General features: G+C 53.4%; 18 protein-coding genes. 8 read left to right on the plus strand and 10 right to left on the minus strand.

Annotated elements, in window-relative coordinates; all coding sequences use genetic code 11:
• Positions 1-16: 16 nt before the first annotated feature.
• The 5 genes from F0A16_RS19485 to F0A16_RS19505 all read right to left on the minus strand — a co-directional run bounded on the left by F0A16_RS19485 (position 17) and on the right by F0A16_RS19505 (position 3,778).
• The gene (locus F0A16_RS19485; RefSeq protein ID WP_035476223.1) at positions 17-520 is read right to left on the minus strand and encodes a cupredoxin domain-containing protein; all 504 of its coding nucleotides are present in this window, start codon (positions 518-520) and stop codon (positions 17-19) included.
• Between the two features lie 100 nt (positions 521-620).
• A complete protein-coding gene (locus F0A16_RS19490) occupies positions 621-1,076 on the minus strand; it encodes a DUF411 domain-containing protein (RefSeq protein WP_081919659.1) in 456 nt (151 codons plus the stop codon).
• Between the two features lie 96 nt (positions 1,077-1,172).
• Positions 1,173-2,480 carry a sensor histidine kinase gene (locus F0A16_RS19495; RefSeq protein ID WP_143543288.1) on the minus strand — a complete coding sequence of 436 codons (1,308 nt, stop codon included), beginning with the start codon at positions 2,478-2,480 and terminating at the stop codon, positions 1,173-1,175.
• Entirely contained in the window at positions 2,467-3,132 is a 666-nt protein-coding gene (locus F0A16_RS19500; protein WP_149437376.1) for a response regulator, read from the minus strand. The genes F0A16_RS19495 and F0A16_RS19500 overlap by 14 nt, the downstream gene beginning before the upstream one ends.
• Before the next feature lie 190 nt (positions 3,133-3,322).
• Entirely contained in the window at positions 3,323-3,778 is a 456-nt protein-coding gene (locus F0A16_RS19505; RefSeq protein ID WP_239023901.1) for a phosphatidylglycerophosphatase A family protein, read from the minus strand.
• 127 nt (positions 3,779-3,905) lie between these two features.
• Here F0A16_RS19505 and F0A16_RS19510 point away from each other — a divergent pair, with 127 nt between their 5' ends.
• The 5 genes from F0A16_RS19510 (at position 3,906) to F0A16_RS19530 (ending at position 8,524) form a co-directional block, all read left to right on the plus strand.
• Positions 3,906-4,220: a PadR family transcriptional regulator gene (locus F0A16_RS19510; RefSeq protein WP_087719879.1), complete on the plus strand. Its 315-nt coding sequence runs from the start codon at positions 3,906-3,908 to the stop codon at positions 4,218-4,220.
• A 23-nt stretch (positions 4,221-4,243) separates the two neighbouring features.
• Positions 4,244-5,446, plus strand: coding sequence for a chromate efflux transporter (gene chrA / locus F0A16_RS19515; RefSeq protein WP_149437380.1), 1,203 nt, complete (start codon positions 4,244-4,246; stop codon positions 5,444-5,446).
• A 335-nt stretch (positions 5,447-5,781) separates the two neighbouring features.
• Positions 5,782-6,138: a diacylglycerol kinase gene (locus F0A16_RS19520; RefSeq protein ID WP_149437444.1), complete on the plus strand. Its 357-nt coding sequence runs from the start codon at positions 5,782-5,784 to the stop codon at positions 6,136-6,138.
• On the plus strand, positions 6,123-6,899 hold the full coding sequence (locus tag F0A16_RS19525) for a phosphatase PAP2 family protein (RefSeq protein WP_239023902.1): 777 nt from the start codon (positions 6,123-6,125) through the stop codon (positions 6,897-6,899). The genes F0A16_RS19520 and F0A16_RS19525 overlap by 16 nt, the downstream gene beginning before the upstream one ends.
• On the plus strand, positions 6,896-8,524 hold the full coding sequence (locus F0A16_RS19530; protein ID WP_149437383.1) for a phosphoethanolamine transferase: 1,629 nt from the start codon (positions 6,896-6,898) through the stop codon (positions 8,522-8,524). Before F0A16_RS19525 ends, F0A16_RS19530 begins: the two co-directional genes overlap by 4 nt.
• A gap of 623 nt (positions 8,525-9,147) precedes the next feature.
• On the opposite strand, the gene F0A16_RS19535 is transcribed toward F0A16_RS19530, so the two are convergent.
• Entirely contained in the window at positions 9,148-10,131 is a 984-nt protein-coding gene (locus F0A16_RS19535) for an NAD-dependent epimerase/dehydratase family protein (protein WP_149437385.1), read from the minus strand.
• Positions 10,132-10,176: 45 nt separating this feature from the next.
• A complete protein-coding gene (locus F0A16_RS19540) occupies positions 10,177-11,610 on the minus strand; it encodes an ArnT family glycosyltransferase (protein ID WP_187776084.1) in 1,434 nt (477 codons plus the stop codon).
• A gap of 385 nt (positions 11,611-11,995) precedes the next feature.
• On the opposite strand from F0A16_RS19540, the gene F0A16_RS19545 reads away from it, so the two are divergent.
• Together F0A16_RS19545 and F0A16_RS19550 are read left to right on the plus strand one after the other, a co-directional pair.
• Positions 11,996-12,682 (plus strand): response regulator transcription factor, encoded by a 687-nt coding sequence (locus F0A16_RS19545; RefSeq protein ID WP_239023903.1) that lies wholly within the window; start codon positions 11,996-11,998, stop codon positions 12,680-12,682.
• Entirely contained in the window at positions 12,679-14,079 is a 1,401-nt protein-coding gene (locus F0A16_RS19550; RefSeq protein WP_149437390.1) for an ATP-binding protein, read from the plus strand. The genes F0A16_RS19545 and F0A16_RS19550 overlap by 4 nt, the downstream gene beginning before the upstream one ends.
• Positions 14,080-14,090: 11 nt before the next feature.
• Here the strand turns inward: F0A16_RS19550 and F0A16_RS19555 are convergent, their stop codons facing one another.
• The 3 genes from F0A16_RS19555 to F0A16_RS19565 are packed head-to-tail and all read right to left on the minus strand — an operon-like array spanning position 14,091 to position 16,907.
• Entirely contained in the window at positions 14,091-15,821 is a 1,731-nt protein-coding gene (locus tag F0A16_RS19555; RefSeq protein ID WP_149437393.1) for an ArnT family glycosyltransferase, read from the minus strand.
• Positions 15,822-15,837: 16 nt separating this feature from the next.
• Positions 15,838-16,134 carry a lipid-A-disaccharide synthase N-terminal domain-containing protein gene (locus F0A16_RS19560; RefSeq protein ID WP_149437395.1) on the minus strand — a complete coding sequence of 99 codons (297 nt, stop codon included), beginning with the start codon at positions 16,132-16,134 and terminating at the stop codon, positions 15,838-15,840.
• Entirely contained in the window at positions 16,131-16,907 is a 777-nt protein-coding gene (locus F0A16_RS19565) for a glycosyltransferase family 2 protein (RefSeq protein ID WP_149437396.1), read from the minus strand. Before F0A16_RS19565 ends, F0A16_RS19560 begins: the two co-directional genes overlap by 4 nt.
• Positions 16,908-17,333: 426 nt before the next feature.
• On the opposite strand from F0A16_RS19565, the gene F0A16_RS19570 reads away from it, so the two are divergent.
• Positions 17,334-17,990: a response regulator transcription factor gene (locus F0A16_RS19570; RefSeq protein WP_149437398.1), complete on the plus strand. Its 657-nt coding sequence runs from the start codon at positions 17,334-17,336 to the stop codon at positions 17,988-17,990.
• The last annotated feature ends 59 nt before the right edge of the window (positions 17,991-18,049 follow it).

Raw genomic sequence — 18,049 nt, forward strand, 5'->3', positions numbered from 1 at the left:
TGCGCATGACCAAGGTTCAAGCGTTCGAATTCAAGGTGACGGTTCCTTTCATCCCGGCTTCGTAATGACCGGGAAGGAAGCACGCGTACTCGATGACGTCGCCCTGCTCGGGTGCGGTCCAGATCAGTGTCTCGGTCTCGCCCGGCGCTATGGTGACGGCTGCGCTTTGGGTCTCACCGTGATCCATCATGCCGTTGTGATGATCGCCCATCATCTTATCGCTGCCTTCAGCGCCGTGATGGTCTCCGCCCTGTTGCATCATTTCTCGATGCATCTGCTGCATGCGGCCGCTGCCGATAGAAAATTCGTGGGGAATCATGGATACGTTTTCGATCCGAAAACGTACCGTCTTACCGGGTTCAATCTGCAGTTTGTCGGCGTCGAACCACATGCTTCCGGCCTGAATATCGATCGTTCGGCTGGGCGCGGGCTCACTTTGGTGTGACTGACCGTGGCCGGTATCTGCCAAGGCTGAGGCGCTGACGGCAGTCAAGGTGAAAAGCAAGAACAGGAATTTCATCAAAAAGCTCCGCTGTTATGAGAAAGGATATTTAAAAATGATGTTTTCGCCCGCTGATCGAGGCCGGCGGATACCAAAACCAGATTGCCGGGTGCCAGAATCAACCTGCCGATATCGGCAGGGTCATGAACACTTGAGTTTCGTTATCGTCGAACTGATGCACGTTCAAGGCCCGAGCCTGATCGCCGGGCATCCCCGGTGTGCCAGCCGGCATGCCGGGCAGGGCTATACCGCGAACGCTTGGACGTTCGGCAAAAAGCCGATCGAGCGCTGCGCCGGGGACATGGCCCTCGACAACGTAGCCCCCCATCTCGAGGGTGTGGCAGCTCCCGAGTCCATGAGGAAGGTCAAGGCGTTCTTTGATTTCGCCGAGGTTGGTGGTTTCCACGACTTTGACATCGACACCACGTTCCTTCAGATAATCGCCGTAAGCGGCACAGCAACCGCAGGAAGGGCTTTTATAGAGTGTCGCCTGGTCGGGCAGTGAAGCGTGGGCCACTTGGGCACCCAGCATGAATGTTGCGGATAACAACAATGCGATGTTTCTGCTTGGCATGACGAATCTCCGGAGCGTTCATGAGCCTTCGCCAACAGTAAACGTGGGTAAGCTGAAAAGAGGCTGAATGGATCCGCCAAAACGAGAAAAGTATCTTCACGGTGCCGAGCCAGGGTGTAACGTGATTTCGACCCGCAGCCCGCCCAGTCGTGAACGGCCATAGGTCACACGACCGCCGTAGCGTTCGGTGAGCTGTGACAGAATGGAGAGCCCCAGGCCGTGGCCACGATGTTGTTCATCAAGCCTGACGCCTCGCTGGCCAAGGCGCTCGAGCATGATATCCGGAACCCCCGGGCCATCATCCTCGAGCCTTAGGCAACAGGGCTTGGGAAGTAGCGTAAGCTCGACGCGTTGGCGCGCCCATTTACCGGCATTGTCGAGCACGATACCGAGCATCTCCATGCCGTCCTGACGCTCCAGCGGTATCCGGAAATCGACGACGGCGGTGTCATCGAGAACGAAGATGCGATCGGGGTAGAGGGTACGAAACATTTCCAGCATGGAAATGACTTCTGCCATGCCGGTATGTTGCTGTCCTGTAGACTGGCCGGCGATACGCGAATGGCGTAGTTCGCTCTCCAGTTTTTCATCGATGTCGTCGAGACGAGCCAGAATCTGCTTACGACGTTGATCATCCAGGGCTCGTTTTGAGCGAAGGGCTTGCATGACCGCCGTTAGTGGCGTCCTGATCGCGTGAGAAAGGTTGGCCAGTGACTCCCGCGAGCGCTGCTGACGACGTTCATGTTCGTCGAGAAGGGTATTGAGTTGAGCGATGGGGGCTTTCAGCTCGGAGACGGTTTTGATGTCCAGGCGGCGGCGCTCGCCGCGTTGCAGCTCGATGAGCTGGCGCGATAGCCGACCGAACGGGCGTAAAGCATGATTGACCGCGAACAGGTTGAGCAGTATCAACAGCAACAGCAGCACCATGGCCGCTGCACCGATCCACCAGTGAAGGCGTGTCAGTCCTCGCTCGATGCCGGCGAAGTCTTCGCCGACCGTCAATGTGGCGGGTTCGCCGGCAAGCATCAATCCGGTTCGCCACAGCAGCAGTCGATGATCGCGCCACTGCAAGAGTTGCGCGCCTTCTGTGTCCCCGGTCGGCAATGTCTCGAGCGCATCGTGAGTCGCGTAGACACGGCCGTTGGTCCGCAACTGATAGAAGTGGTGAAAGGTTTCGGCGGGGCTGGAATCAGGTGGCAGCGACAGGGCACTCGGGCCCTCGAGGCGCAATCGGCGCACGACCAGTTCGGATTCCTGCTGTAAGCGATCGGCGAGAAAATTCCGTGCCAACTGGTCCAGCAGCAGTCCGTGCAGTACCCAGGTACTCCCGACGACGATCAGCGCCGCAATGCCCAGGCTACCCAGCAACCGGAGGCGTAGGCTTCGCCGGCTAAACCGAGACAAGCATGTACCCCTCACCACGGCGCGTCACGATGCGCTCACGTCCGAGCCGATGACGTAGTCTGCCGATATAGACCTCGACGAGATTGGGAGCCGCAGCATCCTGCTCGAGCGCGTAGAGTTGTTCGAGCAAGTGTCGCTTGGAGTGAACGCGATCAGGGTGGCGCATCAGGTAGCGCAGAAGCCGAAATTCGGTGGAGGTGAGTGTTTGCCACTCCTGGTGATCCAGACTGAACTGCTGGCGTGCCTCATCGAGCCGAAGATTGTTGATCTCCAGAAGGGAGGAAAAATGACTACCTTGACGACGCAACAAGGCCTCCAGGCGCGCCAGCAACTCTTCCTCATGATAAGGCTTGGTGAGGTAGTCGTCGGCGCCGGCGCGAAGCCCTTCGACCTTATCCATCCAGCTATCTCTTGCGGTCAGAATCAGTATCGGCACAGACCACTTAGCGTCCCGCCAGTCGGAGAGGAGACTCAGCCCGGAGCCGTCCGGCAAACCAAGGTCCAGAATGACCAGCGTGTACTCCTCGCTAGCCGAGAGCGCAGACGCCGATCGGCTACTAGGTGAAATGTCGGTGCGGTAGCCAGCATCATCTAGAAGCTCTGCCAAACTTTCCGCCAACAGCTCATCATCTTCTACCAGTAATATTCTCATGGCTCATCGAGAGACTGAATCTGTTTGCCGAAGATACAGCCGGTTCCTGAATGGTTCCTGAAAATCCGGAAGGCGCCGGATATCGTGATTTATCCCAATTCGGTGTTCATTCAACTGAGGCCTCCCCGAAGCCACATCTCAGGCATTTCGATCGACCGGGTTTTTGCGTGACGGTGGCAGGATCATCGCTTCACCTGGAATGCCATCGGTGCCACAGGGTAAGCCCCACAAAGAGCACAATACATGCAAAGAATGCCGCCATAACGTCATCCAGCACGATACCCAAGCCGCCACCGATGGCTTCGCTATAGCCAATGGGCAATGGCTTGGTGACATCGAACAGCCGATATAACACGAACGCCACTCCCATCGTCCAGGCACGGCGCGCCACCGTGATTCCGAGCATGGCGATCGGAAACGCCAGGTACTCATCGGCGACGATCTGGGAGAGATCTCCGCCGCCGAGCCAGATTGAAGCCCAATGACAAATTGGCACTGCCGTGACCAGCAGTACCGACAGAATGACAACCCGGCGTTGCGGCGAGTGATGTGTCAGCCACCAGGCCAACGGCACACCGATCAGCGACCCGATTGTCCCCGGTGCCCAGGATATCCATCCCAGGCCAAAGCCGGTCGCTACCAGCAAGACCGCATTCTCTATCAACATCTGTCTAATCCATGAGAGGAGGGGGTTGGCTTGCGATCAGGAGCAAGACTTGCTAAAACGAAAGTCGATATCGATCTTCGTTTTCGGTAGACCGGAAGTCAATACAATGAAGCATCATCACTTGCTCGTGGGCCTGGTCAGACTACACGTCCTTCACCATGCCGCCGAGCATGAAATCAACGGACAATGGATGATCGATGAGCTGGCGCGTCACGGCTATCGACTGAGCCCCGGCACTCTTTATCCCATGCTGCACTCGATGGAGAACAGGGGATACCTGATCTCCCGCGAAGCGCATCAGGGTAGCGTTCGCCGTAAGTTCTATCGCGCGACCGATCTAGGTCGAGAAGGGCTTGAAACGGCCAAACGCCAGCTGAGAGAGCTGACCGGCGAGGCCTTAAAAGACGACAGTCCATTGTAAGAGAGCCATGGCAAGGAGCCCGGATGGAGAATCAGACACCACGCCCTGCCGGACTTATTAGAGAGGTCTTCGCGGCCTTTCTGTTGCTGGGCTTGACTTCCTTTGGTGGTCCCATCGCTCACCTGGGTTACTTTCGCAGCGAGTTCGTAGAGCGACGCCGCTGGCTTTCTGAACAAGCGTACGCAGACCTGGTGACGCTCTGCCAGTTTCTACCTGGGCCCGCCAGTAGTCAGGTGGGATTCGCTTTAGGGCTGATGCGCGCCGGCCCCTGGGGCGCGGCGGCGGCTTGGACGGCCTTCACGCTGCCCTCGGCCATTTTGCTGGCGTTGTTCGCCCTGGGCGCTGAAGTGCTTGATGGCCCCATCAGCCAAGGCATCATCCACGGCCTAAAGATAACGGCCGTGGCCGTGGTCGCCAACGCCGTGTGGGGAATGGCGCGCAGTCTCTGTCCCGATTCTCGGCGCGCCGGCATTGCCTTGTCCGCCGTGTTCACCGTGGCGTTGGTGAGCGGTCCAGCGGGACAAGTGGCCGCCATCATGATTGGGGTGGCGGCAGGCATTATCCTTTGTCGGACTCACGCCGTAACCGATGTCCAAAATCTGACTTTCCCGGTGTCTACTCGTGCCGGTTATCTGTCGGGGTTCGCTTTCATCACACTTCTGCTCGGCTTGCCGTTACTGGCTTGGGCTTTTCCCACCGCCTTACTGTCGGTCATGGATGCTTTCTATCGCGCTGGTGCTCTCGTGTTCGGGGGGGGTCACGTTGTGTTGCCGCTTCTCGAGACTGAGGTGGTGCAGTCCGGCTGGGTCGCCGCGGACGAGTTTCTGACCGGCTACGGAGCCGCCCAAGCCGTACCTGGGCCACTATTCACCTTTGCTTCCTATTTGGGCGCGTTGATGACGCCGCTCGCCGGCGGCTTGGCGGGCGCCGCCGTGGCGCTGGTGATGATTTTCCTGCCCGGATTGCTGCTGCTGGTGGCGGTACTGCCCCATTGGAACCGATTCCGGCGCTGGGACAGCGCGCAAGCGATGATGCGTGGGGCCAATGCGGCGGTCGTGGGCATTCTGGGCGCCGCCCTCTACCAGCCAGTCTGGACCAGTGCGATTCACGGCCCCCGTGAGTTCGCTCTGGCGCTGACCGGCTTCCTCCTGCTGAGCGTCTGGAAACTGCCAGCGTGGATAGTGGTCTTGGTCCTTTCAAGCGGAGGCGTGCTAATCACCCTATAGTCAGCATTGCACTTTAGGTTTTTTCGCCGATTTATCGGTAGTTAATGAAGCGGTGTGACTTGTCAGAGGTGAATTTGGGTTGTGTTTCTAGCACTAGATGCCGTTTATATGACTGCGAACCTCGGTAAGGTGACAAAGTTTTTATACGGTTGTTGTGATAGATACCAAATTGCTTAAAAAACACTTATGTGAAGAAAAAAAATAGTGCAGTGATTATAATCTTTTCTTAAGGCACCTCTCCCAATATGCCCATCTGAAGTCGGCCCGAGTTCTGGTGCGCCGGCGATATGACGTCAGAGGGACTGTCTTAAGTGAAGACAACGATAGAGCATTCTGTGGTTCCTTCTCGCAAAGGCCTTGCGAGGATCCTATACGCAGCTAGATATTCCGTATTCGGCCTCAGGCATGCATGGAAGCAGGAGGCGGCATTTCGGCAAGAAATCATATTGTGTGCGGTGCTGTTGCCTGTGGTTTTGATGGCTAACGTTTCCGGTTTAGAGCGGGCTATGCTTTTTGGGACCGCAATACTGGTCATCATTGTTGAATTGCTAAATTCCGCGTTAGAAGCAGTCGTGGACCGAATCGGCCTAGAGTTTCATCCGCTGAGCGGTAGCGCAAAAGATATGGGATCGGCAGCGGTCTTGGTCAGTCTGGTCCTAATGGCAGGAGTATGGCTATGCATACTTCTGTAGGATTCGAAAGCCATCTGTTGCGATTGTTTTACGGATGGCTTTTTTTTATTGCGCTAATGCTGCTGTTTCAGCTCTATGACATAGATTTTTATATTGCTGATTATCTCTACCACTGGGAGGGCGGTCAGTGGTTACTGAAAGATAATGCTATCGCTAAATCCATTCTTCATGACGATGGACGAATTTTAAGCGAGTTGATGGGAGCCGGGCTGATTGGATTTGCGGTGACGGCATTTATGAAAAAGAGCCTCGGCCATTGGCGTCGACCTTTGCTGTACCTCATCACCTCCGTGGCTTCATCCACGGTGCTTGTAAGCCTCATCAAAAACTCCATCAGCATGGATTGCCCTTGGGATCTTGCACGCTACGGTGGTGATCTTCCTTTTATCGGTCTGTTTGAAAGCCGTCCAGCAGGCATGCCTGATACGGCATGCTTTCCTGCGGGCCATGCTAGTGCGGGCTATGGCTGGGTTGCGTTGTATTTTCTTCTTGCCGTAATGGCGCCGAGTTGGAGGTATGTTGGCTTGGCGATAGGCCTGAGCATGGGTTTGGTTTTCGGTATCGATCAACAGCTCAGGGGCGCTCATTTCTTATCGCACGATCTGTCGACGCTCATGATCTGCTGGTCGTGCAGCGCCATTTTGGGGTGGCTGATGCTAAGGAAGTTCAGCGCCCAGTCCGAATTCGTGAATGCGTGGATGTCCCACGCCGCTCGACCAGTCATTGCCCCCACTCATCACGTCAAAAAGGAGGGGGCATGAACAAGTTCATAAATTTACTGAGCCGTCGCCCCACGGCAAGCCCAGAACTGTTGACGCTAATTGTCTCGGTAGCATTCACATTATTTTATAATAATGCCTTCTGGCAGAAGGTGCTGGATTTGCATTCTCCGGCCTTAGCCGGGTCGTGGCTGACCTTGATAGGATACGGTGTACTGATGACTCTTGTTCAGTACATCGTTTATATGCTATTTGCGACTCGATACACGGCAAAACCAGTGTTGATAGTATTAATACTGGTTGCCGCTAGCATCAGCTATTTTACCTCCGCATATCACACGTATTTCGATACAACTATGGTGGTGAATACGCTTCAGACTGACTCTCATGAGGCAAGCGAGCTAATTACGGCTGGCTTTTTTAAGCATCTGCTGATATTTGCGGGATTGCCTATTCTAATTTTGCTGAGATTCAAGGTCGTAAGGAGTGGTTGGAAAGTCACAGTTTTCAGAAAGGTCGGTTATTTTTTGTCGGGCGTCGTTCTGCTAATCGGCAGCGCGCTTCTCATTTATCAGAGTTTTGCTTCGGAGATGCGTAATAATCCGGAGATGAGATATCTTTTAACTCCTGGGAACTATGTTGTATCATTGGCTAGGGTGTTAACAGCAAGCGAGAAAAATAAAGTTGAGACGAAGATCCCTTTGACCGCCCAAGCGACCTACGAGGGCAGTGATAGACCAAAGTTGATTGTTATGGTTGTCGGAGAAACTACTCGTGCCGCTAACTGGGGGCTTAACGGCTATGATCGACAGACGACGCCTGAGCTTGCCAATCGGGATCTGGTTAACTACTCCAACGTAACCTCATGTGGCACGAGTACAGCCGTTTCAGTTCCGTGTATGTTCTCACCTTGGGGCAGAGACAATTACGACGAAAGTGCGATAGACCAGCATGAGGCGCTACTGGATGTGCTGAAGATGGCCGGCTACGACGTGCTGTGGATCGATAATCAATCCGGCTGCAAGGGTGTTTGTGATCGAATTCCCAGTATCAAGCTAGATTCATCGACCCAAACACCAGGGTGTGGCCAGGATGAATGCTTTGACGATGCGCTCCGAGAACAATTACAGGTGAGAACCAAGGAGCTTAAGAAAAATACCGTCATCGTTCTGCACGAAATGGGCAATCACGGGCCTAGCTATTATAAGCGTTATCCTAAAGTCTATGAAAAATTTACTCCTGTGTGTCAGCAGGATGACTTAAGTAAGTGTGACGTTCAAAGCATCAAGAATGCTTACGATAATGCGATCTTTTACAATGATCATGTATTATCCGGAATCATTGACTATCTGGAAACGCAGGATAACTATGATTCAACGATGTTGTATGCTTCTGATCACGGAGAATCCTTAGGTGAAAATGGTGTTTACCTCCACGGGTTGCCCTATCTGATCGCGCCTGACGAGCAGACGCATGTTCCCATGATTTGGTGGCTTTCCAAGAATATCCGGCACGATGAAGGCATTGATTACAGGTGCATTCAGCAAGCGGCTGGATCTCATCACAGTCACGCCAATCTGTTCCACACGATCTTGGGTTTGGCCCAAGTCAAAACTGATGTTTACGACGTCAAACTCGACATGGCGGCTTCCTGCCAAGCATCTTGAAGTGCTACACGAGCCCCGCTAGGGGCTCGTATCATTTTCCCCGCTCTCAGTAAGCGCCGGATTATTTCAAGAGGCAGCTTTCTTGTTTGAGTAGAAGTGTATGATCACCGGCACTAATGAGAGGAAAATGATCCCTAAGGTCATCCACTGAAAATGCTGTTGCACTCATTCTATCTTTTCTAACCGTTAATCTGCTGATATTAAAAATGTATACCAGCAGGAGGCTTATATTATGTTGTACATAGAAAATCGCATCATTTCCATTCTCGATATCCCTGCAAGGAAAGGTGCGATCGTCCCTACAATCGGAATAAACCGGGCAATTTAGCCATCGCCAATTCCTCACTCTTTTTCGATACCATTAGTGGTACTGATCACAGCAAGGAGTGCCATGCTTACCTGAACCTGATGGCGATGAAATGGAATAACTTTTTATTCGTGTTTTTGAGTATTAACAGAGAGCCACGATGGAAATGATCCCCTACAAGCCAAAACTGGTTCTAATTATAAGCGGCTATTGAGAGCAGTCGAGGAGGGGGTCTTTCAGTGTCATTTGAGAGAAGGTAATGGAAGGAAAGGCCATATCTACGACCCGCGTATAGATATGGCTCGCTATTCTCGACTCAAGCGTCGACCGATTCCAATACCAGTTCGTGATGGCTCTCTAGCCATCGCACGAAACGCCCAATACCTACCTCCAGCGATATCTGCGGGGTGTAATCAATGACGGATCTAAGCTTCTCTGTATCTGCCCAGGTCTTCTCGATATCGCCGAGCTGCATTTGTTTAAAATGCTTGGTTGCCGTGGTACCCATCGCGCTTTCCAGCGTTTCAACGAAGTCGAGCAGCGCGACAGGTTTACCGCGACCCAGGTTGTAGATCTCATGTGGCGCGGAATCCTGACCCTTGGGAGGAAGAGGCAGAAGTCGCACAATGCATTCCACGACGTCGTCGATGTAGGTGAAATCTCGCGCCATCCGGCCATGATTGAATACGTCGATGGGCTCGTCTCGAAGCAGACTCGCAGCGAACATGCAGGGTGCCATGTCCGGCCGGCCCCAAGGACCGTAAACCGTGAAGAAACGCATACCTGTGGCCGGTAGGCGATGCAGATCTGCATAGCTGTATGCCATCATTTCATTGGCACGTTTGCTCGCAGCGTAGATCGAAGCCGGTTGGTTGGCTGCGTCGGTCTCCCGAAAGGGCAATGTTTCTTGTCGACCGTATACCGAGCTGGACGACGCGTAGAGTAAATGCTCAACCTGGTAGCGGTTGCAGACATCGAGGATGTTGAGGAAGCCGGTCAGATTGCTAAGGCCGTATTCATGAGGATGGTCGACGGAGTAACGCACGCCGGCCTGAGCAGCCAGGTGCACGACATGGGTAAATCTTTCCTGGGCGAATAGCGCATCCAGCGCTTTCAGATCGGCGATGTCGATGGTGTGGAAAGGCACGTCTCCAAGCCTTTCAAGGCGAGCCCCCTTAAGCGACACCGCATAGTAGTCGTTCAGGTTATCAAGCGCGACGACGTCGTGGCCATCGTTGGCGAGCCGAAGAGTAAGGTGAAAGCCGATGAAACCAGCCGCGCCGGTGACGAGAATTTTCATTATGGGTCCTAACGTTAAATCACACGGATGTACTTCGCTGTCCGATTAGCTGTGTCCGGAACAGTTGGCTTCGTATCCGCTTGGAAAAAGGGCATGAACGGGAACGATGACCAGTTGCCCCCCACGGTACTTGAAAGTGTGGGCGGCATTGTCATCGACAATGAGATGATTGACATCTCGATCCCGGGCGACGACCCAGCCTGTCGGGAACTGTTTATTAAATTTGCACATTCTTGCGGTTGAGCCGTCCAGGGTCATAAGAGGGCGCTTTAGCCGCCCCGCAAACTGGAATGTCGCTTGATATCCATCGCCATTGAATGCCACCGGTATGTCTTGTGATTCCAGTTGCGCCAGCAGCGCACTCGGTGGTCTGACATCGAAGCGATTCCAAAAAGGTCCCAGCATGAATTGCGTGGCGATCAACACGGCGAGACCTGTGCCTAACGCGATTCCTCGCACAGCCGCTCCGGCGGAAGCCCAGTGCCAGCGCCAGAGTAAGCCGGCCCAAGCGATCAGAGCGAACGCACCGAGCGGAGAGATGGTGGAGGGCCCCACGGCTCCTTTGCCCCATATCATCAGCGAAAGCCCGACCACCCCAAGTAGACCGATAGCGAGTGCCGGCGCTCGGGTTCTGTGGGGAACATCGGAGTCCAATTGGCTTTGACCGATACGGTCCATTATCACCAGCGCTAGCGCGGGTATTAATGGCATCAGATAGTGGATTTGTTTACCACTGATCAGCGAGAACACTATCAACGGAATGACAAGCCACACCCAGGCAAGACGTTGATATCGAAAGCGTGGCAAACGTGGCCATGTAGCCGGCCACACCATCCAGGGAAAGGTAATCAGTGGCAACCATGGGATATACCACCACAATGGGTGTGCGTGAGCTATCGCGTCATGAAGCCGATCGACACTTTGGCCCCAAAGCAATTCCCGGGCATAGCTACTGCCACCCAGCCAGGACGCAGAGAGGGCCCAGCACAACAGGATGCTCGTGCCGATCAAGAGCGATAGTCCTAGCCGCATACGTCCCTCGGGTCCTAGTTGCCTCTCGCGCCACCAGCGCATGGCGAGAAGAATTGGCACGAGAGTAACGAAAACGGCAGGTCCCTTGGCCAGCAGTGCCAGCCCTAGCCAGACTCCGCTGACGAGGCTTTTTCGCGTGGTCAATTGTCCTTGGATCAGGGGGCTAATAGCGCCCAGCAGACAGGCGGTCAACAGGATGTCGAACATCAAGGCACTGCTGTAAAGGCTCCACATCAGCATCGCCATCATCATCATAGGCGCAAGCCGTGCTCGACTGCCGGCGTAACCCAGGCGGCGGGCGACTCGATAGAGGTGGATCATCGCCACTAGAGATGCAAGGGGACCTATGAGTTTAGGCCACCAGTCGTTGACGCCAAATGCCTCCCAGCCAATATGAATCAACCAGAACAGCAAAGGGGGCTTATCGGCATAGGCCTCGCCATTCATCAATGGCACCCACCAGGAATGCGAGTACCACATCTCCCACGCAACAGAGACGTACCGTGTCTCGTCAATGGGTAAGAAAGGGCGTGTCAGGGCCCCAGCGACTGCTATCAACCACAGAAAAGCAATGATGAGCGTATCGCGATGCTTGGCTTCCCAGAGCCGGGCCCAGAAGCGTCTTGAACTTGCCAAGTTGGTACCCCGGTATCAGTTTTGAGCTATATCTCAGCCGTACCCTGAGTGATGAATCTTAACAAAACATTATCGACGGGTGTTGATGCGTATTTAATGCCTTTAGACTCGATATGAGCGGATGTTGAAACTGATAAGTCAGCGTTAAGCTACCTGTGTCTCAATCCTAGGCTATGACTTTCGGGAGAGTGTCAGTATGGCTAGCGAGGGCACGAATAAAATGAATGTTTTGTTGGTTGAAAGCGATCTTGTTCTTGGCAGGGGAATTAAAGCGACACATGATCGGGAAGGGTATCGTGTCACTTGGTTGACCGAAGGCAAGCAGGTTTTGCAGCAGGTTTTATCTGAATCTTTCTTGCTGCTCATTCTGGATCTGGAATTATCTGATGTCGATGGGTTGGGCGTGCTGAGAGAAGTTAGGTCTCATTCCCTGCTGCCCATTATGACCCTCACACTAGGGGGAGATGTTGAAACGCACATTTTGGGTCTGGATGCGGGAGCAGATGATTATATAGTCGAACCTTGTAGTTCTCAGCCGCTTCTCGACCGAATTCGTGTGTTAACCCAGCGCGCTGGGGAAAAATCCAACCAGCAATTGTCCATGGGTCGCCTATCAATTAGTGAGCTAGGGCATCAGGTCGTTTGGAACGGAGCTCCCATTAGTCTCGGACGGCGAGAATTTTCGTTGCTACTCGAACTTGCTCGCCATCGGGACGTGGTGATGTCACGCATTGACCTCGAAAGGCTGCTTTATACCAATGACGAAGAAATCGGTTCAAATGCTCTTGAAGTTCACATACACCACTTGAGGCGCAAACTTGATAAGCAGCTAATAGTTACTATTAGAGGGGTTGGTTATTGTCTCGATAGCCGCGCGGCATGAAATCTATCCGGCGTTATTTGAATATAACACTGGCAGGTGTCCTCTTCGTTATTATGGGGTTGGCAGGTGCCGCTGCATATTATATGACGCGCCATGAGATGGAGGAAATCTTCGATGCCCAACTGAGTGTGCAAGCTCGCATCGTTTCATCGCTGGTGGGCGTCCATACGACCAGCGATGAATATGCAATGATTGCCAGACAACTGTCTCAGCCGGGACACTTCGCTCGCTGGTTTGACCCATCCAATCGCTTTAGGCGCAAGCCCATTGACTTAAGCCTTTACGATGATGAAGAACGGATGCTATCGATGGGGTTTTGGGACCCCAAGGGACGGCCTATTCTGATGGGGGCGCGTTGGAATGAGCCGGACCGTGCTTTTCCCGTTCCCGACAAAACAGGGCATCGTTCGCAATACTACGACGGCAATTGGTGGCGCATTTTCAGTCTGCATTTAGATGATGGTCGTTGGATTAGTATTGGTTTGAGGGAGACCTTTCAAAGTGAGCTAGCCAATAAGATTGCGATGGGAAATCTCGCCCCACTTCTTTTTGCCTTGCCGATTCTGTTTATACTGATCGCTCACTTTGTTCGTCGAGGGCTGAAGCCGATAGGTCAGCTCTCTCGTCAAGTAGAGGCACGCGACGAGAAAGATCTCAGTACGATCCACATGTGGGTACCCCTAGAATTGGAAGCGCTGCATCGCGCGCTCAACGACTTTATCTCCCGATTGGCGAGCACATTGGAACGTGAGCGACGCTTTACAGCAGATGCGGCTCATGAAATGCGCACACCGTTGGCTGCCATGAAAATTCATCTAGATAATGCGCGGCATGGTGAGACGAGCTCCCTAGATAAGGCGTATCAGGGGGTGGAGCGGTTACAGCGAGTGGTAGAGCAGCTACTTCTATTGGCTCGTCTGGATATCAGCGACGAGAGCCTTTCGGGCGAAAAGGTAAAGCTCTCCGGGGTGATCCTGGAATTGGTTGCGGACGTCTGGCCCCAGGCGGAAGCCCGTGAACAAGTGTTGAGCGTCGGAGACTGCGCCTCTGTATGGGTGCTAAGCAACAAGACTGAGTTGGGAATATTAATTCGTAACTTGTTAGATAATGCACTGCGTTATACCCCAGCAAGCGGCGAGGTAGCTGTGAACTGGGGTGTCGAGTCTGCTCGTGCTTGGGTGACCATCGAAGATTCGGGTCCGGGGATCCCTGACGATATGATTGATTTGGTGAAACAGCGTTTTCAGCGAAACGCCAATCAGAGTATCAGCGGTAGTGGTTTGGGACTCGCGATTGTCGTTGAGATAGCCGAGCGTCAACGTATCACGCTAACGCTCGAGAATCGTCCTTCAGGAGGGCTTTCCGCCAGGCTGGATTGGCATGACCCCTATTCTTGAATCCTTGGCGACTAGACGCTAGGCCCATCTTGTTTGTTTGACAGCGTGGTGGGCGCCACGAACAGCGGCGCGGCGTCAGCATCACTATGGCAGGTGCCAACGGCGCCTGCCGGTACTAACCACCATATGTCGCCATTTTGCATACCTAGGTCATGCATTTGTGACCGGTCGATACAGCTATAATCCTCGGCCTCACGCTGGATCGCCAGCATCCATCGACTTGAATCTGCCTGAAGCCAGGCAAAGGCACGGCTGAATTGATCACGGTTCCTTGTTCCATCTCCAAAATGGACGGTGGGTTGACGTGATTGCAGCAGAAACTCTTCATCGAAGTCGGGCATGGCAAGCCACGCGCCGTCGCCGGTAATCTCAACGACCTTTCCCATCATGTCGCGAGGAGAGCGAGCCGGATCTTGTAGCGCATACCCCCACGTTGACCAACTTACCCAAAAAACGATCAGCCACGCACTAAGCGCCCAAAGGCCACGATGTGGGCGGAAGCCAATCAGCAAGCCCATGGCGATCGCGCCGATGGTGATCCACCACGCCCAGGGAACCACATCATGGCGTTCGGCTACGCGTTGCAGCGCGGTCAGGCCTGATGCTCCAAGAATACCTGTCAGAAGGAATACGCCGCCTAAGGCTGCCAGCAGCGTGAAGCCCAGCCAATGCAATTTGCGTTTGCCAAAGAGCCCTGGCACCAGTGGGACTAGCGCCATCACCAACAGTGGCAAGGTCGGCAACATGTAGACACCACGCTTGCCCGGCGACAGCGAAAAGAAAATCACGATCAGTACGACGGCGGTCAGAGGTAATATGATTTTTGCATCGCCACGACGCAGGCGCCTCCACCAGGCCGGGATAGCCCAAGGGAATGCGAGTACGAGAGGCATCCACGCCCACGGCAACACTTCCAGTAAATAGTAGTACCAGGGGGCTAGATGGGCCCAAGACTCCGCGTAGCGCTGTCCGGTTTGCTTGAACAGAATATTATCGCGATAGGCCGCGAGCGCGGGATCCCCACTTATTGTCGCCATGATAATCATGGGTACGCGCCAAGCGGCTATGCATAGCATTAATACTGTCAAGCCTTGAAGCAGATCCTTCACACCAATACGTGTCACGCTGCCGCGATGCGCTAGCCATAGCCATGCTGGCAACAGGGCAAGGGGAAGAATGCCGACACCTTTGGTGATGATTCCCAGGCCCATGGCACCCCAACCGATCAGCCACCAGCGCTTGGAGGGGCCTAGTAGAGCATGGCGAAGGAGCCCATAAGTTCCCAAGGTGGTGAAGAAGGTCAGCATCATGTCGATTTGAGCAGTCTTGGCTTGCAGCACGAACTGTAGTGCGGCCAGCAATGTGAGCCCAGACATGATGGCCAGGCGGCGTCCGTAAAGACGCCGACTGAGATCAACGACCAACACCAGACAGCCCAGAGCGGCCAAGGTGGTGGGAATCAGAAAGCCAAGCCGAACGGATCCGGTGAGAGCGATGGACAGTGCCGATGCCCACATGAAAACTGGCGGCTTATCCGGGTAGAGTTCTCCTCCTCGATGCGGGAACCAGAATTGACCGGTGCGCAGCATTTCCAGCGCATTAAGGGCAAAACGAGGCTCATCGGCTGGCCAGGGATCGCGCAGGCCGATACCGATCCCAAGAAGAATGACAGCGAACAGCATTAGAAGCAGCCAAGCACGGCGATAGTGTGCCTGTGATGGGGCATTCCAAAAGTCTTTCATCGGGATGGCATTCCGTTCAGGAGGTCTGATTGTTGCCAGGTGGCATAAATTGCTGTCGCTCACCGCGGATCAACATGAGATTGCGTACGTAAATGACCAACCCGGCCCCTTGGCCGGCGATGAACACTGGGTCACGGCGATAAATGGCGTATGCCAGAAGCGTCGCCCCTCCACCTAAGCTGAAGAACCAGAATGCAACCGGCACGACGCTACGTCTTGCCCGCTCGCTAGTAAGCCATTGCACAATGAATCTCGCTGAAAATAGTGTTTGGCCGGCAAAGCCAACGCAGACCCATATCCATTCGGTATTCATCGTTTCGACTCGACTTCTGTTTTATCTGGCTTGTGTGTGACGCTACTCGTGACGACGCTGGCATCCGCGTTCGCTATCGGCAGACGGCTTCTTCGTCGTAACCACATCACCCCAACCATATCGACTAGGCCTACCCAGAGGCGGTTATTGAGCCCGTAGTGTGATTTGCCAGTCCCCCGCTGACGGTGATTCACGGGAAGTGAAACGCAACTGCCTCCCTGGGCTTGTACCAAGGCAGGCAGGAATCGGTGCATGTGATCGAAATAGGGAAGTGATAAAAAGGCATCACGGCGAATGATCTTCAAGCCACAGCCTGTATCCGGTGTAGAGTCATTGAGCATCGCCGAGCGTACTTTATTGGCAATCTTCGAAGACATTCGCTTGATCCAGTCATCGCGACGATTGGTTCTGTGCCCAGCTACTAAGGTGACGCCATCGAGTTGCGCTCGCTCGAACAAGTTAGGCAGATCAGTTGGGTCGTTCTGCCCATCACCATCAAGCGTGCCAAGCCAGACGCCACGTGCCGCCCAGGCTGCTTGCCAAACTGAGGTACTCTGTCCAGCACTTTTCGAGTGGCGCAAAGGACGCACACGGTCATCTCCGGAAGCTCTTTGTTCCAATAACGACCAGGTATCGTCGGTGGAGGCGTCGTCAACGACGATGACTTCGTAGTCGGTGGATGCCAGGGCGGCAGCGATTTCATCCAATAACGTGGAGAGGTTACCGGCCTCATCCTTGGCGGGAATGAGTATCGAAAGCAAAGGGGAGTGCATCGCGTCGAATTTTCTCGCTCGGAGTATAAGACTGCCCAGCACAGGACGCAGTGGGCATCCGTTCTGAACAATGCAAGTTCAATAAATGCTATCTGATTTCGATGATTCTGGAGCCAGCGCTCTGCAAAGCAGTTACCTATCTTCACGAGTTAGTCTTAAAAGACCCTTAAGGAGGAACGCAATATGACTTTCGTAGAGTCTTGGGCTTACAAGACTGAAACAAAAATGGATGGGGTCATCTGAAAATTGAGGCCTTGGTGAGGTAAGTGTTATTATCGAATACGCTGATTTTATGCCAGCACCATTTTTTGGTTGCAATAATATTAAGCTTTAATAAGATTTGGCTAATGGGTAAGGACCACGGTCTGTATTTACGCTGCAACGCCTTTTCTGAAAAGGTTAGATGAAAAATAGCAGGTTCATTTTATGCGTGTGTTGATTTATTCAAAAATTGTCGCGAGTGGGAGGTTTTGGCAACAGAAGCTCGAAGAGCAATCAGTTCAGGCAGATTTGTGCGCCAGTATGGAAGAGGCGAGAGAGATACTCGCTATGGCCACCCATGATGCAATTATTCACATATTTGATGGGAACTGCTCTCATAATCTCGAAGTGTTGGGCCGACTTCGGGATGGGCTAAATTTACCAATTTTGGTAATGACATACGGACAACAAAAACATAGTACCTTTGAGGTGCTTGACGCCGGCGCTGATGATTTTTTGCCATCTTCTGTTGACGTTCGTGAGTTGTTTGCCAGGGTTCGATGCAAATGTAGAGCTACTAACGCGAGGGGGCATGATATAATTTATAAAAGCGGGGTCAGTATTGATATGGAGGCTCATGAAGTGCGATGGCAAGGGCGAAAAATATACCCTTCTTCGCGAGAGTTACTGATTCTGAATGAGTTGATAGCTAATCCCCAGCGTATATTTACTAAGCAACATTTAGAAATACTGCTCTATGGTTATGGCTATGTGGCTAAATCAAATACGATTGAGGTTTTTATTCACACTCTCCGTAAAAGGACGAGTCCCAATGCCATTCTCACGGTCCGAGGTGTTGGGTATAAGCTGGGGCTTAATTAATAAGAGGTTTGTCTAGAAATCGTTGAGTAGTCAACCGGGATCTCTAGTCCCCGGTTCGA

It is taken from the genome of Salinicola corii (assembly GCF_008298015.1).
Taxonomy (GTDB): Bacteria; Pseudomonadota; Gammaproteobacteria; order Pseudomonadales; family Halomonadaceae; genus Salinicola; species Salinicola corii.